Annotated in this window: 28 protein-coding genes; 5 read left to right on the plus strand and 23 right to left on the minus strand. The window is 58.4% G+C overall.

Going from position 1 to position 25,320, the window contains the following annotated elements; all coding sequences use genetic code 11:
* Position 1 precedes the first annotated feature (1 nt).
* The 16 genes from queE to JFT81_RS17255 form a co-directional block, all read right to left on the minus strand.
* Positions 2–649 (minus strand): 7-carboxy-7-deazaguanine synthase QueE, encoded by a 648-nt coding sequence (gene queE / locus JFT81_RS17180; protein WP_201228254.1) that lies wholly within the window; start codon positions 647–649, stop codon positions 2–4.
* A gap of 166 nt (positions 650–815) precedes the next feature.
* Positions 816–1,655 carry a tol-pal system protein YbgF gene (gene ybgF, locus JFT81_RS17185; protein ID WP_201228255.1) on the minus strand — a complete coding sequence of 280 codons (840 nt, stop codon included), beginning with the start codon at positions 1,653–1,655 and terminating at the stop codon, positions 816–818.
* A gap of 6 nt (positions 1,656–1,661) precedes the next feature.
* A complete protein-coding gene (gene pal / locus JFT81_RS17190; protein ID WP_003178634.1) occupies positions 1,662–2,159 on the minus strand; it encodes a peptidoglycan-associated lipoprotein Pal in 498 nt (165 codons plus the stop codon).
* Between the two features lie 52 nt (positions 2,160–2,211).
* Positions 2,212–3,492, minus strand: a complete 1,281-nt coding sequence (gene tolB / locus JFT81_RS17195; protein ID WP_172828178.1) for a Tol-Pal system beta propeller repeat protein TolB — start codon at positions 3,490–3,492, stop codon at positions 2,212–2,214.
* Positions 3,493–3,509: 17 nt separating this feature from the next.
* On the minus strand, positions 3,510–4,577 hold the full coding sequence (tolA, locus tag JFT81_RS17200) for a cell envelope integrity protein TolA (RefSeq protein ID WP_201228256.1): 1,068 nt from the start codon (positions 4,575–4,577) through the stop codon (positions 3,510–3,512).
* Positions 4,577–5,029 carry a protein TolR gene (gene tolR / locus JFT81_RS17205; protein ID WP_161806672.1) on the minus strand — a complete coding sequence of 151 codons (453 nt, stop codon included), beginning with the start codon at positions 5,027–5,029 and terminating at the stop codon, positions 4,577–4,579. The genes tolA and tolR overlap by 1 nt, the downstream gene beginning before the upstream one ends.
* Before the next feature lie 23 nt (positions 5,030–5,052).
* Positions 5,053–5,748, minus strand: coding sequence for a protein TolQ (tolQ, locus tag JFT81_RS17210; RefSeq protein ID WP_008080223.1), 696 nt, complete (start codon positions 5,746–5,748; stop codon positions 5,053–5,055).
* Positions 5,738–6,205, minus strand: coding sequence for a tol-pal system-associated acyl-CoA thioesterase (gene ybgC / locus JFT81_RS17215; protein WP_007912735.1), 468 nt, complete (start codon positions 6,203–6,205; stop codon positions 5,738–5,740). Before ybgC ends, tolQ begins: the two co-directional genes overlap by 11 nt.
* Before the next feature lie 127 nt (positions 6,206–6,332).
* Entirely contained in the window at positions 6,333–7,394 is a 1,062-nt protein-coding gene (gene ruvB / locus JFT81_RS17220) for a Holliday junction branch migration DNA helicase RuvB (protein ID WP_201149064.1), read from the minus strand.
* Complete coding sequence (ruvA, locus tag JFT81_RS17225) at positions 7,395–8,003, minus strand: Holliday junction branch migration protein RuvA (RefSeq protein ID WP_003227522.1); 609 nt, start codon at positions 8,001–8,003, stop codon at positions 7,395–7,397.
* A gap of 114 nt (positions 8,004–8,117) precedes the next feature.
* On the minus strand, positions 8,118–8,645 hold the full coding sequence (gene ruvC, locus JFT81_RS17230) for a crossover junction endodeoxyribonuclease RuvC (RefSeq protein ID WP_007951206.1): 528 nt from the start codon (positions 8,643–8,645) through the stop codon (positions 8,118–8,120).
* Positions 8,646–8,800: 155 nt separating this feature from the next.
* Positions 8,801–9,547 (minus strand): YebC/PmpR family DNA-binding transcriptional regulator, encoded by a 747-nt coding sequence (locus JFT81_RS17235; RefSeq protein ID WP_034153419.1) that lies wholly within the window; start codon positions 9,545–9,547, stop codon positions 8,801–8,803.
* Between the two features lie 126 nt (positions 9,548–9,673).
* Positions 9,674–11,449 (minus strand): aspartate--tRNA ligase, encoded by a 1,776-nt coding sequence (aspS, locus tag JFT81_RS17240; RefSeq protein ID WP_201228257.1) that lies wholly within the window; start codon positions 11,447–11,449, stop codon positions 9,674–9,676.
* A gap of 99 nt (positions 11,450–11,548) precedes the next feature.
* A complete protein-coding gene (locus JFT81_RS17245) occupies positions 11,549–11,770 on the minus strand; it encodes a zinc ribbon domain-containing protein (RefSeq protein WP_201149061.1) in 222 nt (73 codons plus the stop codon).
* Positions 11,771–11,903: 133 nt separating this feature from the next.
* The gene (locus JFT81_RS17250; RefSeq protein ID WP_201228258.1) at positions 11,904–12,242 is read right to left on the minus strand and encodes a ribbon-helix-helix domain-containing protein; all 339 of its coding nucleotides are present in this window, start codon (positions 12,240–12,242) and stop codon (positions 11,904–11,906) included.
* 183 nt (positions 12,243–12,425) lie between these two features.
* Positions 12,426–12,896, minus strand: a complete 471-nt coding sequence (locus JFT81_RS17255; RefSeq protein ID WP_201228259.1) for a Dps family protein — start codon at positions 12,894–12,896, stop codon at positions 12,426–12,428.
* A 313-nt stretch (positions 12,897–13,209) separates the two neighbouring features.
* Between JFT81_RS17255 and JFT81_RS29545 the strand changes: the two genes are divergently transcribed.
* Positions 13,210–13,812 (plus strand): cold-shock protein, encoded by a 603-nt coding sequence (locus JFT81_RS29545; RefSeq protein ID WP_122589597.1) that lies wholly within the window; start codon positions 13,210–13,212, stop codon positions 13,810–13,812.
* An 82-nt stretch (positions 13,813–13,894) separates the two neighbouring features.
* Here JFT81_RS29545 and JFT81_RS17265 read toward each other — a convergent pair whose 3' ends face one another.
* Together JFT81_RS17265 and JFT81_RS17270 are read right to left on the minus strand one after the other, a co-directional pair.
* Positions 13,895–14,101, minus strand: a complete 207-nt coding sequence (locus JFT81_RS17265) for a SlyX family protein (protein WP_201228260.1) — start codon at positions 14,099–14,101, stop codon at positions 13,895–13,897.
* A gap of 3 nt (positions 14,102–14,104) precedes the next feature.
* Entirely contained in the window at positions 14,105–14,530 is a 426-nt protein-coding gene (locus tag JFT81_RS17270; RefSeq protein WP_201228261.1) for an HIT domain-containing protein, read from the minus strand.
* A gap of 896 nt (positions 14,531–15,426) precedes the next feature.
* On the opposite strand from JFT81_RS17270, the gene JFT81_RS17275 reads away from it, so the two are divergent.
* Positions 15,427–16,752 carry an OprD family porin gene (locus tag JFT81_RS17275; RefSeq protein WP_201206171.1) on the plus strand — a complete coding sequence of 442 codons (1,326 nt, stop codon included), beginning with the start codon at positions 15,427–15,429 and terminating at the stop codon, positions 16,750–16,752.
* A gap of 242 nt (positions 16,753–16,994) precedes the next feature.
* Here the strand turns inward: JFT81_RS17275 and JFT81_RS17280 are convergent, their stop codons facing one another.
* Entirely contained in the window at positions 16,995–17,837 is an 843-nt protein-coding gene (locus JFT81_RS17280; RefSeq protein WP_201149056.1) for a mechanosensitive ion channel family protein, read from the minus strand.
* Positions 17,838–18,018: 181 nt separating this feature from the next.
* Positions 18,019–18,504 (minus strand): YajQ family cyclic di-GMP-binding protein, encoded by a 486-nt coding sequence (locus tag JFT81_RS17285; protein WP_007912755.1) that lies wholly within the window; start codon positions 18,502–18,504, stop codon positions 18,019–18,021.
* Positions 18,505–18,644: 140 nt separating this feature from the next.
* Between JFT81_RS17285 and JFT81_RS17290 the strand changes: the two genes are divergently transcribed.
* From JFT81_RS17290 to JFT81_RS17300, 3 genes are read left to right on the plus strand one after another with little or no spacing between them, the layout of a single operon-like run.
* Positions 18,645–19,562, plus strand: a complete 918-nt coding sequence (locus tag JFT81_RS17290) for a putative 2-dehydropantoate 2-reductase (RefSeq protein WP_201228262.1) — start codon at positions 18,645–18,647, stop codon at positions 19,560–19,562.
* A gap of 45 nt (positions 19,563–19,607) precedes the next feature.
* Positions 19,608–21,644 (plus strand): HAMP domain-containing sensor histidine kinase, encoded by a 2,037-nt coding sequence (locus tag JFT81_RS17295; protein ID WP_201228263.1) that lies wholly within the window; start codon positions 19,608–19,610, stop codon positions 21,642–21,644.
* Positions 21,645–21,647: 3 nt separating this feature from the next.
* A complete protein-coding gene (locus JFT81_RS17300; protein ID WP_201147042.1) occupies positions 21,648–22,232 on the plus strand; it encodes a cob(I)yrinic acid a,c-diamide adenosyltransferase in 585 nt (194 codons plus the stop codon).
* A 121-nt stretch (positions 22,233–22,353) separates the two neighbouring features.
* Here the strand turns inward: JFT81_RS17300 and JFT81_RS17305 are convergent, their stop codons facing one another.
* From JFT81_RS17305 to argJ, 3 genes are all read right to left on the minus strand, one after another.
* Positions 22,354–23,301 carry a Nudix family hydrolase gene (locus tag JFT81_RS17305; protein ID WP_201228264.1) on the minus strand — a complete coding sequence of 316 codons (948 nt, stop codon included), beginning with the start codon at positions 23,299–23,301 and terminating at the stop codon, positions 22,354–22,356.
* A complete protein-coding gene (locus JFT81_RS17310) occupies positions 23,298–23,930 on the minus strand; it encodes a glutathione S-transferase family protein (RefSeq protein WP_201228265.1) in 633 nt (210 codons plus the stop codon). Before JFT81_RS17310 ends, JFT81_RS17305 begins: the two co-directional genes overlap by 4 nt.
* A gap of 152 nt (positions 23,931–24,082) precedes the next feature.
* Complete coding sequence (gene argJ, locus JFT81_RS17315; RefSeq protein ID WP_038366685.1) at positions 24,083–25,300, minus strand: bifunctional glutamate N-acetyltransferase/amino-acid acetyltransferase ArgJ; 1,218 nt, start codon at positions 25,298–25,300, stop codon at positions 24,083–24,085.
* Between the last annotated feature and the right edge of the window lie 20 nt (positions 25,301–25,320).

Raw genomic sequence — 25,320 nt, forward strand, 5'->3', positions numbered from 1 at the left:
ATCAGCGCCCCGGCTCGTCATTCCAAAGATATTTATGCAGCTGCAATTGCAGGCGAACCGGCAGGTTGTCCGCCACCACCCAGTCCGCCAGATCGCGAGCATTGAGGTCGTGGTGGCTTGGCGAGAACAGCACTTCACCAGCACGGCGCTCGAGACCGTACTGGATCAACTTGGAAACAGCCCAGTCGTAGTCGTCCCGCGAGCAGATGACAAACTTCACCTGATCGTTGGGGGTCAGCAGTTCGATGTTCTCGTAGCGGTTGCGATGAGCTTCTTTCGAATCCGGGGTTTTCAGATCGACAACGCGACTGACACGCGGATCCACAGCCGAGATGTCGAGAGCACCGCTGGTTTCCAGCGAGACCTCGTAACCGGCATCACACAACTGTTTAAGCAAAGGAATGGCGTTCGGCTGTGCCAGCGGCTCACCGCCGGTAACGCAGACGTAGCGCGGACGAAATCCGGCCACTTGTTCGAGGATGTCGTCGAGGGTGCGGATCGTACCGCCACTGAACGCATAGGCACTGTCGCAGTATTGGCAACGCAATGGGCAACCGGTCAGGCGCACAAAAACAGTGGGCAGCCCGGCAGTCCGCGTTTCCCCCTGCAAAGAGTAGAAAACTTCGGTAATTCTCAATGTGTCTTGCATAGTCGCCACGGGCGTAACAGCTAAACAGGCTGTCCGCCTCCGTCAGGCACTTCAGGCAAACCCGCCAACGCGTGGATCACAAGAAGCGTGTTTCAGAAAAAGGGCGTGAATTCTAACGAAAAAACCCGCGACTAGCGCGGGTTTCTTCCAAACGGGTCAAACACGTTTACATGCGTTGCAGATCGCGTTGGGCCAACTGAGCAGCGGACGTACCCGGATATTGGGAAACCACTTGTTGCAGAATGCCTTTGACCTTGTCGGTGTGACCGAGGCGGCGCTCTACATCAGCCAGCTTGTACAGCGAATCCGGCACTTTGGCGTGTTTGGGATACAGCTGCGAAACCTTGGCAAATGCCTGACCTGCACCTTGCAGATCGCCTTTTGCCAGATTCACTTCACCCAACCAGTACTGAGCGTTGCCCGCGTATTGGCTGTTTGGGTATTTGCGCAGGAAAGCGGCGAAAGCCTGGCTGGCCTTGTCGAAATCCTTGGCTTTGATCAAGTCGAAAGCAGCATCGTAATAGAGCTTCTCTTTCGCCGGATCAGCCGGTTCGCTACCTGCAGCGGGTGCCTGGGCTGCAGCAGCCCCGGCGCCAGCGGCAGCACCGGCAGCAGCACTTGCGTCGCCACCGGCAGAAGAATTCTCAGGAGTCGCGGCAGGTGCAGCACCACCGGATCCTATGCGCCGATCAAGATCCTGGTATCGCTCCAGGGATTCCTGCTTCATGCGCGCAACCTGATTTTGCAGCTCTTCAATCACACCTTGCTGGCGCGATATCTGATCCTGCATCTGTTGCAATTGGTTGAACAGCATGCCTTGTGCCGAGGCAGGGGCCGAAGCCGCTCCCCCGGCATAGGCGCCGTTCGTACCGTAACCTGCAGGCGGATAACTGCTCCCGCTATTGTTATAACCGGAGTTGTCATCGACCACAGGAACCGCAGCCCACGCCGCAAGCGGCGCGAGGCTGAGAGCCAGAACAGTTACAGCACGACGGCACGTTCGCATATCGAATTACTTACGCAGTTCGACGCGACGGTTTTGAGCCCAGGACTGCTCGTCGTTGCCGGTAGCAACTGGACGCTCTTCGCCGTAGGAAACCAGTTCCAGCTGAGCTGGGGAAACACCTTGCAGTACCAGGTAGCGTTGAACGGCTTTCGCACGACGCTCGCCCAGTGCCATGTTGTACTCACGAGTACCACGTTCGTCGGTGTTGCCTTCCAGAACAACGCGAGCGCCGTTTGCTTTCAGGTCTTTGGCGTGAACGTCCAGAGCGCGCATGGCTTCTGGCTTCAGGTCCGAGCTGTCGTATTCGAAGTAGAAGGTGGTGATTGCGCGCAGAGCAGCTTCTTCGCTCAGGGAACCGTCAACGGCACCAGTGTTTGCGCCGTAACCAGCGTTTGGATCAACAGCGCCTTCACCGGCGTTGTCGCCGCCTTTGGACGAGCAACCTACAGCTACAGCCATGGCCAGAGCCAGCGCAGCAAATTTACCAAACTTCAGCATTTCCATCGTGAAACTCCTAATGAACCCCAGTGTGTTAAGTAAAACGTGTAGCGCCCGCTCACTTCAGGTAAGGGGACCAGGACGGTTCTCTGACTTCGCCTTGAGCGGTAGGAAGCGGGAGCCTAACGCGTCCATTAATGGACACGAGCATCAAGACTCCCCGGCCCTGTTGGCGGGTGGCGTAGATTACCATGGTGCCGTTGGGCGCAACAGTAGGTGACTCGTCCAGAGTGCTATCAGTGAGGATCTTTACACTACCTCGCTGCAGATCCTGGGCTGCCACCTTGAAATTGGTGAAGCCATCCTGACGATGAATCATCACCAAAGTCTTTTCATCAGCCGACAGTTTCGGGTTGGCGTTGTAGTTACCAATGAAGGTCACTCGCTCCGCACCGCCGCCACTGGCGCTGGTTTTGTAGATTTGCGGCTTGCCGCCACGGTCCGACGTGAAGTAGATGGTCGAACCATCCTTGCCCCAGTACGGTTCGGTATTAATGCCAGGACCTGCGGTCACGCGGGTGATCTGACGCGAGGCCAGGTTCATCACGTAAATGTCCGGGTTACCGTCTTTCGACAGCACGAACGCCAGGCGATCACCGTTCGGCGACCAGGCTGGAGCGCCATTCAGGCCTTCGAAGTTGGTGATCTGCTCACGGCGACCGGTGTCGATGTTCTGCATGAAGATGCGCGGACGCTTTTGCTCGAACGACACGTAGGCGATGCGCTTGCCATCCGGTGCGAAACGCGGCGACAGGATCGGCTCGCGCGATTGCAACAGAGTCACTGCGCGAGCACCGTCGTAGTCAGAACGCTGCAGGGTGTAGCGAGTGTTCTTCTCGGAGAAGCGCTCAGCCGTCACGTACAGCAGACGCGTCGAGAACGCACCTTCGATACCGGTCAGCTTCTGGAACGACTGGTCGGAGATGAAGTGCGCCATGTCGCGCAATTGCTCGGTGGTCCCGGAAACACTGCCGTCTGCCACTTTCTGTTCGGTGGCCACGTTGAACAGTGCCCACTGCACCTGCAGGCGACCGCCCGCTGGAGCGATGCTGCCGACCATCATGTACTGAGCACCCACCGCCTTCCAGTCACGGAAGATGATTTCGCTCGGCTGGCTTGGCTGGCTGATCATGTTTTGCTTGGGAATCGGCGAGTAGTAGCCCGAGTTACGCAAATCGTTACCAATGATTTCAGCCATGTCGTCCGGCAGCACGGCACCGCCCTGCATACCGAACGGTACAACGGCGATCGGAGTAGCCCGATCGCTGCCGCTGGTGACCAGAATGTTCTTTTCATCAGCCATCGCGATCCCTGCCATGCAGCAGATCACGACCAGCATTCCTCGAAGAAGGTTTCTCACAAGGCTAGATCCTCAGGTGTGAATGTCATCTTGAATGAACGATACGGAGCGAAATCGCTCGGCTTCATTCCCTGCATTTCTGTCAAACGTCCAATATTCTTCACTGCCGCGACTGCCGACGCATCGAACGGACCGTCGCCACTGGACTTGGAGACGCTGACCGAAGTCACCGTACCGTCCGGCAACATGCCGATTTGCAGCACGACCGTCATGCCTTTGCGTGCCGAAGGTGGACGAGCCCAACCTTCCGCTGCTCGCGCACGAATCAGGTCATCGAAACTGCCCGCGACTTCGTCACCCTGCTCATCGGCCAAGGCCTGCTGGCGCTGCGGCGTGTCGGAAAGCAAGTCGGCCAAGGCCTGAGCCTTTTTGTCTTCGGTCGATTTACGTGCCGCATCCTGCGCTTTCTTCTTCGCAGCATCGGCAGAAGCTTTCTTCTTCGCATCTTCGGCGACTTTCTTTTTCGCCTCTTCAGCTTCAGCTTTCTTCTTGGCGTCTTCGGCGGCTTTCTTCTTCGCGTCTTCGACGATCTTCTTCTTGGCTTCTTCAGCGGCCTCTTTCTTGGCCTCTTCCTTAGCCTCTTCTTCAGCCTTCTTCTTGGCTATATCAGCCAATTGTTTCTCTTCGGCCTTCTTGGCTTCGGCTTTTTTCGCGTCGTCGGCTTTCTTGGCGTCATCCGCCTTTTTCGCTTCGTCCGCTTTTTTAGCCTCATCGGCCTTCTTGGCTTCCTCGGCTTTTTGAGCCGCTTCTTCTTTCTTTTGTTCCGCAGCGGCCTTGATCTCTTCCTGCTCGACCTTTTTCTGTTCCATCTGCTCGACTTCGGTCTGGCGCGCGGCGGATTTCTTCGCCTCACCCGCAATCTTCTGATTGGTCTGGGTGGTTGCCTGACTTTTCGATTTCAGCTGGTACAAGGTCGCCTGGACAATCGGCTTGGCCGGCGGCAGCTCTGGTGTAAAGGCAAAACTGACGAACAGCATGCCGAACACCAGCACGTGCAGGACAATTGCCAGAACACTAGGCCAGAAGTAGCTTTCCGAGGCGGACGGCTCTCGCTGTTGCTGCATCAGGGGGCCTCGGTAATCAAACCAACATTACCGACCCCGGCTTTCTGCAACCCGCCCATGGCGCCCATGACGGAACCATAGTCGACGGTTTTGTCACCGCGGATGAAGACCTGGGTACGCTTGCCGCCTTCGGTGCCGGCACGAATGATCTTGGTCACCGCATCGGTCATTTGCGGCAGGGTCATGGCCCTGTCCTGTTGCTTCTCGGTGTCGACTTCGCTGCCAAGGTTCCAGTAGTAGGTCTTGTCAGCCTTGATCGAAATGGTCAGGACCTGGGTGTTGTTGTCCTGCGGCAAGGCTTCGCTGGAAACCTTGGGCAGATCAACTTTCACGCCCTGATTGAGCATCGGCGCGGTCACCATGAAGATGACCAGCAGTACCAACATCACGTCGATGTAAGGCACCACGTTCATCTCGGCGACCGGCTTGCGCTTTTTGCGAGCTCGAGCGATTAAAGCCATTGGAAATTACCTGCTTATTCTTCGCTGGTGTGCACTTTGCGGTGCAGGATCGCCTGGAATTCATCGGCGAAGGTGTAGTAGCGGCCCAGCAAGGTTTCGCTGCGAGCAGCGAAACGGTTGTAAGCGATGACCGCAGGGATCGCGGCGAACAGACCGATCGCGGTGGCGATCAGGGCTTCGGCGATACCCGGTGCCACGGTGGCGAGGGTCGCTTGCTGGGCGCTGGCCAGGCCGCGGAAGGAGTTCATGATGCCCCACACGGTACCGAACAGACCGATGTACGGGCTGACCGAACCAACGGTGGCGAGGAACGGCAGGCTCTGCTCCAGCTTCTCTTCTTCACGGGAGATGGCAACGCGCATGGCACGAGCCACGCCTTCCATCACCGCTTCAGGATCGACACCTGGCTGCTGACGCAGACGGGAGAACTCTTTGAAACCGGCACGGAAGATCTGCTCCACGCCCGAATCCGGGTCCGGGTTGCTGCCCGCCTGACGGTACAGTTTGGACAGGTCGATACCCGACCAGAAGCGCTCTTCGAAGCTCTCCAGGGCGCGTCGACCGGCGCGCAGCAGATTGCTGCGCTGAAAGATCATGATCCATGAGGTCACCGATGCGGCCACCAGGGTCAACATTACCAACTGCACCACGATGCTGGCATTGCTGACCAGGCTCCACATGGAGGAATGGTCGACGACGTTAGCTTCCACGCTTTATCTCCTGCTTTGAGTGTGTACCCGGGCCGACCGCGTCGGCAAAGGCCGCACGCAAGTCTTCGGGAAGGGCCCGGGGTTTCAAACTGTTAGTGCGCACACAGGCCACCAAAAACTGCCCTTCACAGAGCAGCACATTATCCGTTGCCCGCCTGACCTGCTGTTTGAAGCGCAGGCTGACCCGGTTCAATTCGATTACATCAGCGCTTACCAGCAGTTCGTCGTCCAGTCGCGCCGGCGCGTGGTAACGCGCTTCGCTGGAGTGCACGACGAACAACAGATCCTCCCCGGCCAGCTGCGATTGGGCAAAGCCCAGCTCGCGGAGCCGCTCGGTTCGAGCCCGTTCCATAAACTTGAGGTAATTAACGTAATACACGATGCCGCCCGCATCGGTGTCCTCGTAATAAACGCGACAACGATGTGCGAACGGCTCAAGCCCGTTTTGCGCGCGCATACTCTAGTGCTTACTCCTCGGGTTGCCAATCCGGCCAGGCAACTGTTTTTCATGGTTTCAGGGCTTTACTGCAAAAGTACCGTCGTCTGACAGTACAAACCCTGAATAAATCGCCAAAAAATGTGTATCAATCGTCCACGGCATCGAGAAACTCGTCTACCACGGGCATCTCACCCATTCGTGACGGAATGTTTAAACCGAAATGCAGATACGCATGCCGCGTCACCACCCTGCCCCGTGGCGTGCGCATGATGTAACCCTGTTGAATCAGGTACGGCTCCAGCACATCTTCAATGGTGTGACGCTCTTCGCTGATCGCAGCAGCAAGACTGTCGATGCCCACCGGGCCGCCATCAAACTTCTCGATCATGGTCAGCAGCAGACGCCGGTCCTGATGATCGAAACCGTGTTCGTCGACATCCAGCAGGTTCAACGCCAGGTCAGCCACCGATTTGGTGATATGGCCCTTGGCGCGTACTTCGGCAAAATCGCGCACGCGGCGCAGCAGACGATTGGCGATTCGCGGCGTACCACGGGCGCGCCGAGCGATTTCGAAAGAACCCTCCGGATCCAGCGGCAGACCAAGGATAGCCGCCGAACGACTGACAATCGTCGCCAGATCGGCAGTGCTATAGAACTCAAGACGCTGGACGATACCAAAGCGGTCACGCAACGGATTGGTCAGCATGCCGGCGCGAGTGGTCGCCCCCACCAGGGTGAAAGGTGGCAGATCGAGCTTGATCGAGCGCGCTGCTGGCCCTTCGCCGATCATGATGTCGAGCTGGAAATCTTCCATCGCCGGGTACAGCACTTCTTCAACGATTGGCGACAGACGATGGATTTCGTCGATAAACAGCACATCGTGCGGTTCAAGGTTGGTCAGCAGTGCGGCCAGATCGCCCGGACGTTCCAGCACCGGGCCCGAGGTGCTCTTGATCGACACGCCCATTTCCTGGGCAATGATGTTGGCCAGCGTGGTTTTACCCAACCCCGGCGGGCCGAAGATCAGCGTGTGATCGAGGGATTCACTACGGCCACGGGCGGCCTGGATGAACAGTTCCATCTGTTCGCGCACGGTCGGCTGGCCAATGTAGTCGGCCAGGCTGACCGGGCGAATGGCGCGGTCCTGGACTTCTTCGCGCTCGCGCGGGCTGTGCGCAGCGGCGATCAGACGATCAGCTTCAATCACTTAAATCATTCCCTTCAGGGCGCGGCGGATCAGGTCTTCACTGCTCAAATTCTTGTCCTTGATGGCGGTAATCGCCTTGCTCGCTTCCTGCGGCTTGTAGCCCAGGGAAATCAGCGCACTCACTGCATCGTTCTCGGCGGTGTTGACCGGCGCCGGGCCGTCGGGCTGATTCGGTACCAGGGCAAACATTGCCGGCGAGGTTTCCCAGGCCTTGAAGCGATCTTTCAGTTCGACCAGCAAACGCTCGGCAGTTTTCTTGCCGACGCCCGGCACCTTGGTCAGGGCCGAGGTGTCCTGGGACTGTACGCAGCGGATCAGTTCGTCGACCTCCAGGCTCGACATCAATGCCAGCGCCAATTTCGGCCCGACACCATTGAGACGGATCAACTCGCGAAAAAAGTCTCGCTCACGCTTGCCGGCAAAACCATAGAGTAACTGCGCGTCTTCGCGTACGACCAAATGGGTGTGCAGGGTCAGTGGTTCACCGACCGACGGCAGACGATAAAGCGTGGTCATGGGCACTTCCAGCTCATACCCGAGGCCGTTTACATCGAGAATCAGGTGCGGCGGCTGTTTCTCAGCCAGAGTGCCGCGCAAGCGTCCAATCACGTTTCAGATCCTTGAGCGTTGGCCAGCCGTGGGCTGGCGACTGTCGAAAGGCGGATCAAGGGCCGACGACCCAGGCGCAAAAATCCGCTTTCAGGAAAATTGATGCTGATGCTATCAGAGACGCAAGCGCCCGCCACGACTGCGTGCAGTGCCCAAGCCATGCGGTAGCAGGCTGGAACGGGTGTGCGCGTGACAAATGGCGATGGCCAGGGCGTCGGAGGCATCGATCTGCGGTTTGCTGGTCAGCTTGAGCATGTGCATGACCATCATCTGCACTTGTTCTTTATTGGCGGCGCCGGTGCCCACCACGGCCTGCTTGACCTGAGTGGCGGTGTATTCGGCGATCTCCAGGCTCTCTTCAGCGCCAGCGACAATCGCAGCGCCACGAGCCTGCCCCAGCTTCAGCGCCGAATCGGCATTTTTCGCCATGAACACCTTTTCGATGCCCATGGTCACCGGGCCATAAGTCTGGATGATCTCACGCACGCCGCGATAAACAATTTGCAAACGCTCATGCAATTCGCCTGCGCCGGTGCGGATGCAGCCAGAGGCCACATAAATGCAGCCGCCACGCCCGGTATCACGAACAATCCCGTAACCGGTGATGCGCGAGCCGGGGTCGATACCAAGAATTAAAGTCATAACGCCTGCAGAAATTGATGCGAAAGCTGAGGGTACATGTAGGAGCTGCCGAAGGCTGCGATCTTTTGATCTTTAAAAACAGAAAGATCGCAGCCTTCGGCAGCTCCTACAGGTGAAGTGTAGAGCCAGCAAAAACTGCGACCTTTCTATTTGCCTCAACCGAGTTGAGCGGCCACGTCTTCAGGAATGTCCGCGTTGGAATAGACGTTCTGCACGTCATCCAGGTCTTCAAGCATGTCGATCAGCTTGAGTACCTTCTCCGCACCTTCCAGATCCAGTTCGGCACTGGTGGTCGGCTGCATGACGATTTCCGCGTCATCACCCTTGAAACCAGCGGCTTCCAGCGCGTTACGCACCGCGTAGAAACTGGTGAACGAGGTAAACACGTCGATCGAACCGTCTTCGTGAGTAACCACGTCATCGGCGTCGGCTTCCAGTGCAGCCTCGGTCAGTGCATCTTCGTCGACGCCCGGCGCGAAGCTGATCTGGCCTTTGCGTTCGAACAGGTACGCCACTGAACCGTCGGTGCCGAGGTTGCCTCCGCACTTGCTGAACGCATGGCGTACGGCTGCCGCAGTACGGTTGCGGTTGTCGGTCATGCACTCGACCATCACTGCCACGCCACCCGGGCCGTAACCTTCGTAGGTCAGCTCTTCAACGTTGTCCGCTTCGGTGGCACCGGCGCCGCGCGCAACGGCGCGGTCAATGATGTCGCGGCTCATGTTGGCGCTCAACGCCTTGTCGAGGGCCAGACGCAGACGCGGGTTGGAGCCCGGATCGCCGCCGCCCTGACGGGCCGCAACGGTCAGCTCACGAATCCACTTGGTGAAGATCTTGCCTCTCTTGGCATCCTGACGTTCTTTGCGGTGCTTGATGTTCGCCCACTTGGAATGACCTGCCATAACTCGCTCCGAATTCTCTTTGAAACGTTGCCCGCCCTGCTCATGCAGCGGCCAGCAAACAAAAAATCTCGACCTGCTCTCTGGAAAGAAAAAAGGCGCATCCGAAGATGCGCCTTCAGGCCCGTCTTACTCAGCCTTTGGCGTTTCGCGCAAACGAATATGCAGCTCGCGCAGTGCCTTGGCATCCACCACACCCGGCGCTTGCGTCATCACGTCGGCAGCACTCTGGGTTTTCGGGAAGGCGATCACTTCACGGATCGACTGAGCGCCGGTCATCAGCATCACCAGACGGTCCAGACCGAAAGCCAGACCACCGTGTGGCGGTGCACCGTACTTCAGCGCGTCGAGCAGGAAGCCGAATTTCTCTTCCTGTTCCGCTTCGTTGATGCCCAGCAGACGGAATACCGCTTGCTGCATTTCCTTGCGGTGAATACGGATCGAACCGCCACCCAGCTCAGTGCCGTTCAGCACCATGTCGTAGGCACGGGACAGAGCGCCGGCCGGGTTGGCCTCCAGCTCTTCTGGCGAGCACTTCGGTGCGGTGAACGGGTGGTGCAGCGCGGAGAAGCTGCCGTCGTCGTTTTCTTCGAACATCGGGAAGTCGACAACCCACATCGGTGCCCATTTGCAGGTCAGCAGGTTGAGGTCGTGACCGAGCTTGATGCGCAGCGCACCCAAGGCTTCGCTGACGATCTTGGCCTTGTCGGCGCCGAAGAACACGATGTCGCCGTCAACTGCGCCAACGCGATCAAGGATGGCATTGAGGTTGTCCAGCGGGATGTTTTTCACGATCGGCGATTGCAGACCGTCAACACCGGCTGCGCGCTCGTTGACCTTGATGTATGCCAGGCCCTTGGCACCGTAGATGCCGACGAACTTGGTGTAGTCGTCGATCTGCTTGCGCGGCATGCTCGCCCCGCCTGGAACGCGCAGTGCGGCGATGCGGCATTTCGGGTCGTTGGCCGGGCCGCTGAACACCTTGAAATCAACTTCTTTGAGTTGATCGGCAACGTCGACCAGCTCCAGCGGAATACGCAGGTCTGGCTTGTCGGAACCGTAACGGCGCATGGCTTCTTCGAAGGTCATGTGCGGGAACTCGCCGAATTCCAGATCCAGCACTTCCTTGAACAGGTTGCGGATCATTTGCTCGGTCAGGCCCATGATCTCTTTTTCATCGAGGAAGCTGGTCTCGATGTCGATCTGGGTGAATTCAGGCTGACGGTCGGCACGCAAGTCTTCGTCACGGAAGCACTTGGCGATCTGGTAGTAACGGTCGAAACCGGCAACCATCAGCAGTTGTTTGAACAGTTGCGGCGATTGCGGCAGGGCGAAGAACGAACCGGCGTGGGTACGGCTTGGCACCAGATAGTCACGCGCACCTTCAGGGGTGGCACGGGTCAGGATCGGCGTTTCAACGTCGAGGAAGCCGTTTTCGTCGAGGAAGCGACGGATGCTGGTGGTCATGCGCGAACGCAGACGCAGCTTCTCGGCCATTTCCGGACGACGCAGGTCGAGGAAACGATAGCGCAGACGGGTTTCTTCGCCGACGTCGGAGAATTCGTTCAGTGGGAACGGCGGGGTTTCCGACTCGTTCAGCACTTCCAGCTCGTAGCCCAGCACTTCGATCATGCCCGACGCCATGTTGGCGTTGGTCGCACCGGCCGGACGCAGACGTACCTTGCCGGTGATCTTCACCACGTATTCACTGCGCACGCGATCGGCAGCGGCGAAGCTTTCGGCGCGATCCGGATCGAATACCACTTGGGCCAGACCATCACGATCACGGATATCGAGGAAAATCACCCCGCCGTGGTCGCGACGACGGTGAACCCATCCGCAAAGGGTAATTTCCTGGCCTTCCAGGCTTTCGTTCAGTTGGCCGCAATAGTGGCTGCGCATCATGATAATGGTTCGCTTCTCGTCATTCGATATTCGGTGGAGATCCCGTTGCTCTCAAGCAATGCGGAAACTCACGCGTGTCGTTCAACCTGGGGTTGAACCCTAGTCAGATTTGTCGCCACCGGCCAGGTTCTTCTTGGCGCCGGTCTTGAAATCGGTTTCGTACCAACCGCCGCCACTGAGGCGAAAGCCTGGCATCGACAGTTGTTTCTTCAACTCTGGCGCCTGGCAGGCAGGGCAGTCGACCAGCGGTGACTCGCTGATCTTTTGAATGGCTTCCAACTGATGACCACAGGAAGCGCATTGGTAATCGTACATCGGCATGGGGGTGTCTCGGCGATCAGATTGCCACCGCGCGCAGGGCTTTGCGGCGAAAGGGCGGGATTATATCCATTAAATGCGGGCTGTGCAGCCGTAACACTGCACAGTCCGACACCTTGCCTGCAACCGCTGTTGTTCAAAGCGCAGGCGCTGGCGTCACCTCCCTGCCCTCGTTCATCACGCAGACCACCCGCACCAGCGCGCTGAAGTTTTTCACGCCACCGTGGCGCAATTGCACCTGGCGATCAACGTGGGACAACAGCGAGCTGATCGAACAGCAGTTATTGCGCGCCATGTTGCCGAGGATATTCCAGTACACCTGCTCGAGCCGCAGGCAGGTTGCATAACCATTCAAACGCACGGATCGCGACAGCGGTCGGACCAATGCCATGTCGAACTCGTTGATGAACGGGCCGACGATAAATTCCTGTGGCGGCCCGACAATCCTGTCGTTTCGCCTGTCTGCATCTTCCATTTCGGTGACACTCCTTTGCCATCTCTGCGGGTTATTTGAAGCCACATCCTGTGACTTCATAAAACCGCAGACGCAAAGTTATATCCAGATGACTTATTGACCATCAACGTAGGATAAGCCAACGAAACAGGTAAGAGTCTGGACAGCGCGCGAGCACCTGGTCGAGATGCCCGCGCGGCTGGGTCATGCTTCCAGCAGCGCGCGCAGCATCCACGCGGTTTTTTCATGCACTTGCATACGCTGGGTCAGCAGGTCGGCGGTGGGCTCATCGCTGACTTTGTCGAGCAACGGGAAGATACCGCGAGCCGTGCGGGTCACCGCTTCCTGACCGGCAACCAGTTGCTTGATCATGTCCTCGGCAGCCGGTACGCCCTCCTCTTCCTTAATAGAAGAAAGACGCGCGTAGGTGGCATAGGCACCCGGCGCCGGGAAACCGAGGGCGCGAATGCGCTCGGCGATCAAATCCACGGCAAGCGCCAGTTCGTTGTATTGCTCTTCGAACATCAAGTGCAGCGTGCGGAACATCGGCCCGGTGACGTTCCAGTGGAAGTTGTGGGTTTTCAAATACAGCACGTAGGTGTCCGACAGCAGACGCGACAGCCCTTCAACGATGGACTTGCGATCCTCTTCACTGATACCGATATCGATTGCCATGTTTTACCCCCTAACGGCGATTGAATTCATCCAAAGGTGCAGACCCACTCTAGCAAGGCTGTCGACACCTCGCAGCCCCGATCACGCATACAGGCTGCGACAAATCGACCGGCACCTTGCCACTGGCCGGGCTGATTTGAGTCGCTGCAGGCTTTGCTGTTAAATAGGCAGTGTGTCGCCATGCCCAATTTTCCGGGGTGTTGCGCATAGGCTGATGCCGTGTACGTGCCTACCGCCTCTTTATTTTGTTGTGAAGCGAACCGTACGCCTTCAGCTCTTCCTTGTGAGCCGTCATAAACGTGAGCCAATTAAAATGTTGAAAATCGTCCACCTGCTAATGGGCGCAGCGGCCTTGCTGCTGTCGTTCATACCCAGCTTGAAATCCGAAGCCGTTCCCTACCTGCAACAACCCGACGCACTCTACCTGGCCTTTTTCGGCCTGCTGAACCTGGTCATCGCTCCAGTGATTCCTTACTGGAACAAAGGCCCGCGTCAGCATCTGCAAAATCTGGTCAGCGCGCTTCTGGTGCTGACTGTCGTCCTGCAAACCTTGACTCTGATCGCGCCGATGCCTGTCATCGCCGGCCAGCCAGCTGTGTTGTTCAGCCTGGTAATTGCGCTGGTTGCCGTTATCCTGCACCTGGCTGTCAGCTTCTATCGATCTTCACCGGCTGCCGCGCCAACCAGCTACGACATGACCAACCGCGATACCGGCACCGTCAAGTGGTTCAACACCTCCAAAGGCTTCGGCTTTATCTCGCGCGATTCCGGCGATGATATTTTCGTGCACTTTCGTGCAATCCGTGGCGAAGGCCACCGCGTTCTGGTCGAAGGCCAGCGCGTGGAATTCTCGGTGATGAACCGAGACAAAGGCCTGCAAGCCGAGGACGTGATCGCCGCTCTGCCGCGTCGCTGATCCGAGGCAATAAAAAACCGCGAACAGCCTGGCTGTTCGCGGTTTTTTTATGCCCTCAATTTCTATTGAAGCAAACGGCTCCTTAATAGTGCGGCGGTGGCGCTTCTTCTTCGAACGACTCGAACTGCCCGACCATTTCCTCCTGACGCTTGAGCAATGCCGCCATCTGCAATTGCAGACGATCAACCACACGCTGCTGCGCGACCAGCACGTCGTTCAACGCCTGAATAGTGTCATCCTGAAACGCCAGACGGCTTTCCAGATCCATAACGCGTTGTTCCAGGCTCATGCTTCAGCCCTCCAGAAACGTGAAGTCTTCGGTCAACACCAGACGCAACCGCTCGCGAATGGCCGCTGCTTGCTCGGCGCTGTAAGGCTTGGCCGGGTGCTTGCCCCAGACCGGCGCCGGCCAGGCGGCGTCATCCCGTTTACGCACGATCACATGCATGTGCATCTGGCTGACCACGTTACCCAGCGTCGCGACGTTCATTTTGTCAGCGTCGAACAGATCCTTGAGCAACTCCGCCATTGCGGTGGTTTCCAGCCACAACTGCTGCTGATCGGCGACATCCAACTGAAACAACTCGCTGATATCGTCGCGGCGTGGCACCAGGATGAACCACGGGTAGTTGGCGTCGTTGGACAGCAATAGCCGGCAGAGCGGGAAGTCGCCGATAACCAGCGTGTCCTGTTGAAGTCGTGAATCTAAAGCAAACACTGCGTGCACTCCGGCTGATCGACATAGTGAGCTTAGCGGCCATCCCGCAGGACGTTGCACCAAGCGACAGACCGGCAGCATACCTGCGATTACGCCAGCCTTCACGACAGCAGTGCCCTCTCGTCATTCACCGCGCGCCCCGACATGTGACATTTACCGACACGCCGCACCAACAAAGACCCGAGAAAGGCAATGAACACCCGCAAATGACCGAAAAACGTTGATGCGTTCGAGATCGCCCACTCACCAAGCTGTGTGATTACAGGACAGCGTGCGATTTTTTTTGCACCAAAACCGCACAGTGCGTCTACGCTCATGCGTCGAAGCATCCGCCGAATACTCACTCCTGGGGTGAACCGGTAACGTTTTTGGCTGTCGCGTGCGGCTGACGCCGTGGCAACACCATTGCAGGAATGGCGTCAAGCCCTTGTAAAAATGGGCTTTGCGCCCCGTATTTATGAGGTTTTTACAGGTAACACGCGCTGTGCAGAAAAATAACCGCAGCGACATTGCGGTTTGTGCACGCTTGTTGCATTCGCACACATATGGACTATAAGCGCACCACACGATGTGGATGCCTCAAGCCCAACAAAAACAGTGGCAGGGTTGCCCGATGGAGATTCAAGTGTTTTGCCAGGGACTCTTTTTTAGCGATGCAAACGGCTAAAAAAACAGCGAGAAAGTTGTAGGCCCGATTGCATCGGTACTGTGAATTTGCGACATCTACACAACCGTCTGCGACAGCGTCGTAAAGAAGGTGAAAGGTTAGATTCGCAAGTATCGCCAACATTGTCTGCGTGATATAAGTTTGCGCCGACACAAAAAGAAAGAGCCGCCCAGATAATAAAACAGGTGGGACGGCAGTACTCTTCTAAAAACCAAAGGAGCAAATCACGATGCGCGTGATGAAGTGGAGCATGATCGCCCTGGCTGTAGCAGCAGGCACCTCGCAGTTCGCAATGGCGTCCTCTCAGGATGATTCCAAAGGCTTCCTGGAAGACCAGAGTCTGAAACTGAAGACTCGTATGGAATACATGAACCGCGATTACAAAAACGGTGCAGGCAACAGCTCTTCCGGTACCGCTGGCTATCGTCAGGACACCGGTGTCAGCCAACTGCTGACCTACGAGTCGGGCTTCACTCAAGGCACCGTAGGCTTCGGTCTCGATGCCATGGCAATGGGTTCGGTCAAACTGGACGGCGGCTCGGGCCACCGCGGTAACGGCCTGTTCGCCAGCGACAGCGACGGCAACCCGGAAAAATCCCAGGGCAAAATCGGCGGCGCAGTTAAATTCCGCGTTTCCGACACCACTCTGAAATACGGCCAGCAGTTCGTGGCCAGCCCGGTTTTCGCCACCGATGACAGCCGACTGCTGCCAGAAGTCGCGACCGGTACCCTGATCACTTCCAAAGAGATCAAGGGTCTGGAACTGAGCGCCGGTCGTTTCACCGCGCTGAGCAAGCAAACCGGTATGGGCCGTGACAGCATCGGCGGTCTGCCTGATGAAAATGGCTTTGGCGGCAAAGGCCTGACCAACATCAACATCTTCGGTGCCAGCTACGCCTTCACCGACAACTTCACCGGTGCGCTGGCTGCCTCCGACGCTGATGAGTACTTCAAGAAGTACTACATCAACCTGAACTACACCCTGCCAATCAACGACGAACAGTCGCTGAACTTCGACCTGAACGGTTACAAGACCAAAGGCGACAAGCGCGGTGATCTGGTTGACGCCATCGGCGACGGCACCCTCGGTGTAGACAACAACCTGTGGTCCCTGGCCGCTGCCTATAGCCTGGGCGCGCACAAGTTCACCGTTGCCTACCAGCAGTCGAGCGGCGACAACGCTTACTACTATGGCGTTGACGGTAACAGCACAATCTTCGTAGCCAACTCCATCCAGATCTCCGACTTCGTCGGCCGCGAAGAGAAATCCTGGCAGGCTCGTTACGACCTGAACATGAAAACCTACGGCGTACCTGGCCTGAGCTTCATGACCCGTTACGTAATGGGTGACAACATCGAGACCAACGGTCTGGGTGAAGGTAAAGAGAACGAGTGGAACGCCGAATCCAAATACGTGATTCAGGAAGGTCCAGCCAAGGATCTGTCGTTCCGTCTGCGTTATGCCATGTACCGCTCCAACGGCGCGTACAGCGGCTACTCGTCTGACAACAACGACACCCGTCTGATCGTTGAGTACCCACTGAACATCCTCTAATCCGGATGCACAGCTGACGTACTGTAGAGCTCTGCTCTAACAAGAACCGCTCACCTGATTCAGGTGAGCGGTTTTTTTATGCCCGACTTACTTATGCCAGGCAACTTACTTCCAAACAACAAAGATTAGCCAGCTATCTATTAGCCAGCAATCTTTTAACACAGACATAAAAAAACCCAAGAGTGCGAACAGCTCCTGGGTTTTCATTAATTAACTGACCGCAAGGCCAGGTATCAAAGTTGTTACTGAACAGCGCTTTCCTGAACTACGCGAATCACCCGCTGCGGAAACGGGATATCAATACCAGCCGTTTTTAAGCGGTCGCGGGACTGTTCGTTAAACATGAACATCACGTCCCAATAGTCGGCGGTTTTAACCCAGACACGCAGGGAAACCGTGATCGAACTGTCACCCAGCGTCGAAATCACCGCTTGTGGCGCAGGATCCTGCAGAACGCGATCATCCTTGGCCAGATCCAGCAGCACCTGACGAGCCTTTTGCAGATCGGCTTCGTAATCGACACCCACATCGAACACAACCTTGCGGGTTGGCTGACGGTTGGTGTTGGTGATGATGCCGTTGGACAGGTTGCCGTTCGGCACGATGATGGTCTTGTTGTCGCCAGTACGCAGCACAGTGTGGAAAATCTGGATGCTGTCGACAGTACCCGATACGCCTTGCGCTTCGATCCAGTCACCGATGCGGAATGGACGGAACAGCAGAATCAGCACGCCGCCAGCGAAGTTCGCCAAGCTGCCCTGCAATGCCAGACCGATGGCCAGACCGGCAGCACCGATGGCAGCAACGAACGAGGTGGTTTCAACGCCGATCATCGACGCCACGCTGACGATCAGCAGCACCTTGAGAATGATGTTTGCCAGGCTGCTGATAAAGCCTTGCAGCGCCAGGTCAGCGTTACGCAGGGCCAGCAGACCACCAAGCTTTTGCGTGACCTTGTTGATCAACCACCAACCGATGGCCAGAGTGATCACGGCCAGCAGCACGCGGCTGCCGTATTCCATGATCATCGGTATCCACGCCTGGGACGCCTTGACCAGGTTGTCTACCTCAGTATTCAAATCCATGTTCTATCTCCTGATTTCCGGCCATTCGGCACGCGAAAGATGAACGGCAGAAAACCGCCGGGTTGTACATAAATGCAATGTGGGAGCGCGCCTGTTCGCGAAAGGCGTGTGTATTCAGCAATAAGGTTGACTGACACGCCGTCTTCGCGAGCAGGCTCGCTCCCACAGGGCCGCGGATAGCTTAGTCGCGGAAGTTGTTGAACTGCAGTGGCATGCCGAATTCCTTGGCACGCAGGGCCGCGATGGCTTCTTGCAGATCATCACGCTTCTTGCCGGTCACACGTACCTGCTCGCCCTGAATGGCGGCCTGTACTTTGAGCTTGGCATCCTTGATGTGGCCGACGATTTTCTTCGCCAGTTCCTTGTCGATGCCTTCTTTGAGTACGGCGTCCTGCTTCATCAGCTTGCCCGATGCATAGGCATCCTTGACCTCAAGGCACTGCACATCGATCTTGCGCTTGACCAGTGCCAGCTTGAGGATCTCGATCATCGCTTCCAGCTGGAACCCGGCTTCAGCGGTCAGACTGACGGTCAGGTCCTTTTCCTTGAACTCGAAACTGCCTTTGCCTTTCAGGTCATAACGACGATCGAGTTCCTTCACGGCGTTCTCGACCGCGTTGGTGAGTTCGTGTTTGTCCAGTTCGGATACCACGTCGAACGACGGCATGTAATCTCTCCAATAAAAAGGCGCGCTCAATGAGGATGGAGCGCGCTTGGCTTGCGGTTAAAATCGGGCTCATTATAACGGGTCTTTTCCTGACGACACGGCGAGCCGCACATGCCTGCAATCAAACGAGCAAAAAACTGATGTCCACCACCTGGCATGTTCTCGGCGCCGGCAGCCTCGGCACACTGTGGGCCACGCGACTGGCCCGCGCCGGTCTGCCGGTCAGGCTGATCGTGCGCGATACCATGCGCTTGCACAGCTATAAGGCAGCAGGCGGATTGACCCTCGTAGAAAACGGACAGGCCAACACCTATGCAGTTCCCGGCGAAACCCCGGACAGCCCCGAGCCGATCCGTCGTCTGCTGGTAGCCTGCAAGGCCTACGACGCCGAAAACGCCGTCGCCCGCCTCGCCTCGCGCCTGGCGGCGGATGCCGAGCTGATCCTGCTGCAAAACGGCCTGGGCAGTCAGGACGCCGTGGCCATGCAAGTGCCACAGGCGCGCTGCATCAGTGCCTCCAGCACCGAAGGCGCGTTTCGCGACGGTGATTGGCGCGTGGTGTTCGCCGGCCACGGTTACACCTGGCTGGGCGATGCCGGTCATCCGGTTGCACCGATCTGGCTGGATGACCTGGAGGCCGCAAAAATCCCCCACGAATGGAGCACCGACATCCTCACCCGGCTATGGCGCAAGCTGGCACTCAACTGCGCGATCAACCCGCTGACCGTGCTGCACCATTGCCGCAACGGCGGATTGCAGGACCATCACTGCGAAGTCGCCACGTTGTGCGCCGAACTCGCCGAATTGCTCGAGCGTTGCGGCCAGCCCGCCGCCGCCGACAATCTGCAACAGGAGGTCGAACGGGTGATCCAGGCCACGGCCGCCAATTACTCATCGATGTATCAGGACGTCGCCAACCAGCGCCGCACCGAAATCAGCTATCTATTGGGCCACGCCTGCAAAGTCGCCGCGCGTCACCAATTGAACCTGCCGCACCTCAATCAATTGCAGCAGCGCCTGATCGCCCATCTCGGCAGCCTTGGATTGCCCAGCGACTGAGCAGCGGCTACGCTGGCCACTTGTTCCTTTGCTGCGATAAACCTGATGCCATTGCGCCAGCGCCTCGAAAACCTGCCAGTCGGCCAGAAACTGCTGGCCGCCCTGCTGGTGCTGTTGACCACCGTTCTGCTGGTCGCCAACCTGACCTTTATCAGCGCCGCCTACTACATCTCCCAGGAGAGCATGGCGCCCCAGGCCTTGCAGACCATTGGCAGGTTGATCGCCAACCCGAGCCTGGTCAGTGAAGCTCTGCAATCACCGCAAAGCGCCGAACGCCTGCTCAAGGAACTCGACAGCTATTCACCGCTGCGCGCGGCCGCCCTGTATGACGGCAAGGGCGAGCGGATCGCACAAGTGCAGCGCGGCGACAAACTCAATCTGCCGGAACGTTACCGCCACATCGAAGCCTGGCAGCTCACCGAATTTCGCAGCAACCAATTGATCACCCTGCCCCGCCCCGGCACCGCGCCGGGCCACTTGTTGCTGGTGGCCAGCAGCGAACTGCCCATGGCGTTCTACACCGGCACATTGACCGCGAGCCTCGGCATCCTGATTTTCAGTGTGTTGCTGTGGCTGGTGATTGCCCGGCAGATCAAGCGCCTGATCACCCGCCCGATCCATCAGCTTGAGGAGTTGTCGCGTCAGGTCACCCGTGAAGAGAACTATGCGCTGCGCGCCTCTCGCGGCAACCATGACGAAATCGGCAGCCTCGCCGAGGCGTTCAACACCATGCTCTCGCGCATCGAGGCGCGCGAACAGCAACTCAAGCGCGCTCGCGACGACTCGCAAGCCGCTTACGATCAGGCCCAGGGGCTGGCCGAAGAAACCCGCCACACCAACCGTAAACTGGAACTGGAAGTCCAGGTGCGCAGCAAGATCGAGAAGAAGCTCACCGGTTTTCAGAACTACCTCAACAGCATCATCGACTCGATGCCTTCGGCGCTGATCGCCCTCGATGAGCAGCTCTACGTCACCCAATGGAATCAGGAGGCCAGCGCGCTCTCCGGCACACGTCTGGACGAAGCGCTGAACCAGCCGATCTTCCTCGCCTTTGAACCGCTGAAGCCGTTTCTGCCGCAACTCAAGCAAACCGTCGAAGAACACACGGTGGCGAAGATCGAGCGCGTGACCTGGTTCAAGGACGACGAGCCCAAGCATTACGCCCTGACGTTTTATCCGTTGATGGGCGGTGCCGGGCGTGGCGTGGTGATCCGTATCGACGACATCACCCAGCGTTTGTCGCTGGAAGAAATGATGGTGCAGTCGGAAAAGATGCTCTCGGTCGGCGGCCTCGCCGCCGGTATGGCCCACGAGATCAACAACCCACTCGGCGCGATCCTGCACAACGTGCAAAACATCCGTCGACGGTTGTCGGCGGATCTGCCGAAGAACCTCGAAACCGCCGAGCAACTGGGCATCGAACTGGACACGGTCAACCGCTACCTGCAAGGCCGCGAAGTGCCCAAGCTGCTCGACGGCATTCAACAGGCTGGCGCCCGCGCGGCGAAGATCGTCACCCATATGCTCAGTTTCAGCCGCCGCAGCACCCGGCAAATGGCCCCGTGCGATCTGCCGGCGCTGATCGATCAAGCAGTGGAAATTGCCGGCAACGACTTTGATCTGGCCATCGGTTTCGACTTCAAGGGCCAGGCAATCGTCCGTCAGTTCGACCCGGCGCTCGGCCCGGTGCCGGGCACCGCCAACGAACTTGAACAAGTGCTGCTCAATCTGCTGAAGAACGCCGCGCAGGCGATTCACCAGCGCGAGGACGACAGCGAGCCCGGGCGGATCATTCTGCGCACCAGACTCAATCCGCCGTGGGCCGAGATTCAGGTCGAGGACAATGGCATCGGCATGAGCGAGAGTGTGCGCAAACGCACCTTCGAGCCGTTCTTCACCACCAAGGAAATCGGCCAGGGCACAGGCCTTGGTTTGTCGGTGTCGTACTTCATCATCACCAACAATCACAAAGGCCAGATGGAAGTGCAGTCGGCGCCCGGCCAGGGCACCTGCTTCACCCTGCGCCTGCCGCTGGCGCAACCGGCGGCCATCGCGGCCGAAACCAATCAACTACCGAGGTAACCCATGGGCTTTCGCTTGTCGAAGATTTACACCCGCACCGGCGACAAAGGCGAAACCGGCCTGGGCGACGGCCGCCGCGTGCCGAAGGATCACCCACGCATTGAAGCGATTGGTGAAGTCGATACGCTGAACAGTCAGGTCGGCGTGTTGCTCGCAGGCCTGATCGCCGAGCGCGAGACTTATCCGGGATTGAATGAACTGATCGACGTGTTGGCGCCGTGTCAGCATCGTCTGTTCGATTTGGGCGGCGAACTGGCGATGCCGGAATATCAGGCGTTGAACGCGGCGGAAATCGAACGGCTCGAAGCGGCGATCGATGTGTGGAATGAGGAGCTGGGGCCGCTGGAGAATTTCATTCTGCCCGGGGGTTCGATGTTGATTGCACAGGCGCACGTGTGCCGCAGTCTGGCGCGCAGTGCCGAGCGGCGCTGCCAGCATTTGAATGCGCTGGAGCCGTTGGCCGGGGTTGGCCTGGCGTATATCAATCGGTTGTCGGATTTGTTGTTTGTGGCGGCGCGGTTGATTGCGCGGCGGCAGGGGATTGCCGAAATATTGTGGCAGCCTGCGGCTAAACCTTCAGATCTGTAGCGCCTGATCGGCCGCCATCGCTGGCAAGCCAGCTCCCACAGGGTTTTGGGTCGTTCACTAACACTGTGTTCACCAAAATACCTGTGAGAGCTGGCTTGCCAGCGATGAGGCCAGTGGCCTTTTACAAAGGTTCAGGCCAGAACGCGCGAATTCCCGCCACACCCTGCGCCCCAGAACTCCAGGCCTTCTCCCGCTCCGCCGGGCCAACCCCGCCCAGCAGAAACACCGGTTTGCTAAAGCCTTCGATCAATGTCGACGCCTGCTCCCAGCCCAGCGGTTGCGCATCCGGGTGCGTCAGCGTCGGTTGCACCGGCGACAGCGTCACAAAATCCACGCCCATCTGCTCAGCCAACGCCAACTCTTCAGCGTTGTGGCACGACGCCGCCAACCAGCGCTCCGCCGGCAACGGACGGCCTGCGGCTGCGTATTTACGCAACTGAGCAGAGGTGATGTGCCAACCGGCGGAAGGAAAATCGCCGAGCCATTCGAACGGCCCCTTGATCATCAGTTGCGCCTTGCCGGCACACAACCCGGCAGCATCCACCGCGAGGTCACGGTACTTGGGGTCGTAACCATTCGGGGCGCGCAACTGGATCAGTTTGATCCCGCCAGCAATTGCTTTCTGGATACCGCGCAGCAACGCCGGAGTTTCCAGATCTTCCGGAGTGATCAGGTATTCGGCGGGCAAACGCGCCGCAGCAACAATCGGCTGGTTGGCGGCCGGGAACTCGTAGCCCGCCAGCTCTTTCGCGGTCACCCAGGCCAATGGCTGGCCTTCGGCACCATGAGGCTCGCCGCTGAAGCTCGAAACTTCCCAGACATCCAGCAATACCTGCTTGTCGGGGTAGTCGTGACGTACTTTGATCAATGGTCGGGCGGCGCCTACAACAATGCCCAATTCTTCGTTCAATTCACGGGCCAGCGCCGTTTCGACCGACTCGTCGGCCTCGACTTTGCCACCGGGGAACTCCCACAAGCCACCCTGATGCTGGGTGTCGGCACGGCGGGCGATGAGGATTTTGCCACTCTCGTCACGAATGACGGCGGCGGCGACGTGTACGCGTTTCACGGGATCAGCTCCTCCAGTCCAGCCTTTTGCCACGCCTTGAAGGCGGGCCATTGGTAGACGGTTTCAACATAGGCTTCGTCGGCGGCCGGCAGCTTCACCTGATAGGTGCGCAGGCGCACGGCAATCGGCGCGAAAAAAGCATCGGCCAGGCTCACGCGGCCAAACAGATACGGCCCACTTTCGGTGGCGGCGGCGCGGCACTCGGCCCACAGCGCGAGCATGCGTTCGATATCGACCTTGACCTCCGGCGGCACCGGGTTTAGCGGCGCGTCGTGGCTGAGGTTGAACGGCATGTGATTGCGCATGGCAAAGAAGCCGCTGTGCATTTGCGCGCAGGCCGATCGGGCCTGAGCACGGGCGAAGATGTCGCTTGGCCAGAGCTGCTCGGACGGGAATTGCTCGGCGAGGTATTCGGCGATGGCCAGCGAATCGGCAATGGTTCCGCGTGCGGTTTGCAGCAGCGGCACCTTCGCGGTCGGCGAATGCTTGAGCAGCAGCGCGCGAGTGTCGGGCTTGCCGAGTTTGATCAATTCTTCGCTATAGGGCGCGCCGGTCAGTTCAAGCGCCAATGCCGCGCGCAGGGACCAGGAAGAAAGCAGTTTGTCGCCGATGATCAGGTGCAGAGACATGGTGTGGCGCCTTTTCGTCAGTGGAGAAACCTGGAGATTTGAATTCTTGAGCTGCCGTCTTCGCGAGCAGGCTCGCTCCCACATTGGATCGTGTTGTCACAAATCCCCTGTGGGAGCGAGCCTGCTCGCGAAAGAAGCGACCCGATCCTGGATCAGGTGCGGTATTCGGCGTTGATCTTCACGTACTCATGCGACAGGTCGGTGGTCCAGATGGTTTCGCTGCAATCGCCGCGGCCCAACTCGATACGGATGGTGATCTCTTCCTGCTGCATCACCGCCGAGCCTTGCGCTTCAGTGTAGGTCGCTGCGCGAGCGCCACGGCTGGCGATGCACACATCGCCGAGGAACACGTCGATCTTGCTCACGTCCAGATCCGGCACGCCGGCACGACCGACGGCGGCGAGGATACGGCCCCAGTTCGGATCTGAAGCGAACAGCGCGGTCTTGATCAGCGGCGAGTGCGCCACGGTGTAGCCGACGTCCAGGCATTCCTGATGATTGCCGCCACCATTGACTTCAACGGTCACGAACTTGGTCGCGCCTTCGCCGTCACGCACGATGGCCTGGGCCACGTCCATGCACACTTCGAACACCGCTTGCTTCAACTTGGCGAACAGCTCGCCTTCGGCACGGGTGATTTCCGGCAATGCAGCCTTGCCCGTGGCGATCAGCATGCAGCAGTCATTGGTCGAGGTATCGCCGTCGATAGTGATGCGGTTGAACGACTTGTTGGCGCCGTCGAGCATCAGGTTATGCAGCACATCGCGGGAGACTTTGGCGTCAGTGGCGATGTAACCGAGCATGGTCGCCATGTTCGGGCGGATCATGCCCGCGCCCTTGCTGATGCCGGTGACAGTGATGGTCACACCGTCATGCTCGAACTGGCGGCTGGCGCCCTTCGGCAAGGTGTCGGTGGTCATGATCCCGGTGGCGGCCGCTTCCCAGTTGTTTTCCGACAGATCGTCCAGCGCCGCTTGCAGCGCGCCTTCGATCTTCTCGACCGGCAGCGGCTCACCAATCACACCGGTGGAGTACGGCAGAATCTGGCTGGCATCAACGCCAGTCAACTCGGCCAGTTTCGCGGTGGTGCGCTCGGCAGCAGCCAGGCCAGGCTCGCCGGTGCCGGCGTTGGCATTGCCGGTGTTGGTCAGCAAATAACGCACGGCGTTCTGTACGCGCTTTTTCGCCAGAATCACCGGTGCCGCACAAAAGGCGTTCAACGTGAACACGCCGGCCACAGTCGAGCCTTCGGCGCAGCGCATCACAACGACATCTTTGCGCCCGGGGCGCTTGATGCCGGCCGAGGCGATACCGAGTTCAAAACCGGCAACCGGGTGCAACGTTGGCAAAGGACCAAGACCAACAGCCATGAATGCGCTCCTTACTCAAT

Origin of the sequence: Pseudomonas sp. TH43 (assembly GCF_016650635.1) — a bacterium.
Lineage (GTDB): Bacteria > Pseudomonadota > Gammaproteobacteria > Pseudomonadales > Pseudomonadaceae > Aquipseudomonas.

Excerpts from the sequence above, each read along its gene's own strand:
- queE (WP_201228254.1), bottom strand. The coding sequence starts at position 649 with ATGCAAGACACATTGAGAATTACCGAAGTTTTCTACTCTTTGCAGGGG.
- ybgF (WP_201228255.1), bottom strand. The coding sequence starts at position 1,655 with ATGCGAACGTGCCGTCGTGCTGTAACTGTTCTGGCTCTCAGCCTCGCG.
- pal (WP_003178634.1), bottom strand. The coding sequence starts at position 2,159 with ATGGAAATGCTGAAGTTTGGTAAATTTGCTGCGCTGGCTCTGGCCATG.
- tolB (WP_172828178.1), bottom strand. The coding sequence starts at position 3,492 with ATGCTGGTCGTGATCTGCTGCATGGCAGGGATCGCGATGGCTGATGAA.
- tolA (WP_201228256.1), bottom strand. The coding sequence starts at position 4,577 with ATGCAGCAACAGCGAGAGCCGTCCGCCTCGGAAAGCTACTTCTGGCCT.
- ybgC (WP_007912735.1), bottom strand. The coding sequence starts at position 6,205 with ATGCGCGCGCAAAACGGGCTTGAGCCGTTCGCACATCGTTGTCGCGTT.
- ruvC (WP_007951206.1), bottom strand. The coding sequence starts at position 8,645 with ATGACTTTAATTCTTGGTATCGACCCCGGCTCGCGCATCACCGGTTAC.
- JFT81_RS17235 (WP_034153419.1), bottom strand. The coding sequence starts at position 9,547 with ATGGCAGGTCATTCCAAGTGGGCGAACATCAAGCACCGCAAAGAACGT.
- aspS (WP_201228257.1), bottom strand. The coding sequence starts at position 11,449 with ATGATGCGCAGCCACTATTGCGGCCAACTGAACGAAAGCCTGGAAGGC.
- JFT81_RS17245 (WP_201149061.1), bottom strand. The coding sequence starts at position 11,770 with ATGCCGATGTACGATTACCAATGCGCTTCCTGTGGTCATCAGTTGGAA.
- JFT81_RS17250 (WP_201228258.1), bottom strand. The coding sequence starts at position 12,242 with ATGGAAGATGCAGACAGGCGAAACGACAGGATTGTCGGGCCGCCACAG.
- JFT81_RS17255 (WP_201228259.1), bottom strand. The coding sequence starts at position 12,896 with ATGGCAATCGATATCGGTATCAGTGAAGAGGATCGCAAGTCCATCGTT.
- JFT81_RS29545 (WP_122589597.1), top strand. The coding sequence starts at position 13,210 with ATGTTGAAAATCGTCCACCTGCTAATGGGCGCAGCGGCCTTGCTGCTG.
- JFT81_RS17265 (WP_201228260.1), bottom strand. The coding sequence starts at position 14,101 with ATGAGCCTGGAACAACGCGTTATGGATCTGGAAAGCCGTCTGGCGTTT.
- JFT81_RS17275 (WP_201206171.1), top strand. The coding sequence starts at position 15,427 with ATGCGCGTGATGAAGTGGAGCATGATCGCCCTGGCTGTAGCAGCAGGC.
- JFT81_RS17280 (WP_201149056.1), bottom strand. The coding sequence starts at position 17,837 with ATGGATTTGAATACTGAGGTAGACAACCTGGTCAAGGCGTCCCAGGCG.
- JFT81_RS17285 (WP_007912755.1), bottom strand. The coding sequence starts at position 18,504 with ATGCCGTCGTTCGACGTGGTATCCGAACTGGACAAACACGAACTCACC.
- JFT81_RS17290 (WP_201228262.1), top strand. The coding sequence starts at position 18,645 with ATGTCCACCACCTGGCATGTTCTCGGCGCCGGCAGCCTCGGCACACTG.
- JFT81_RS17295 (WP_201228263.1), top strand. The coding sequence starts at position 19,608 with ATGCCATTGCGCCAGCGCCTCGAAAACCTGCCAGTCGGCCAGAAACTG.
- JFT81_RS17300 (WP_201147042.1), top strand. The coding sequence starts at position 21,648 with ATGGGCTTTCGCTTGTCGAAGATTTACACCCGCACCGGCGACAAAGGC.
- JFT81_RS17310 (WP_201228265.1), bottom strand. The coding sequence starts at position 23,930 with ATGTCTCTGCACCTGATCATCGGCGACAAACTGCTTTCTTCCTGGTCC.
- argJ (WP_038366685.1), bottom strand. The coding sequence starts at position 25,300 with ATGGCTGTTGGTCTTGGTCCTTTGCCAACGTTGCACCCGGTTGCCGGT.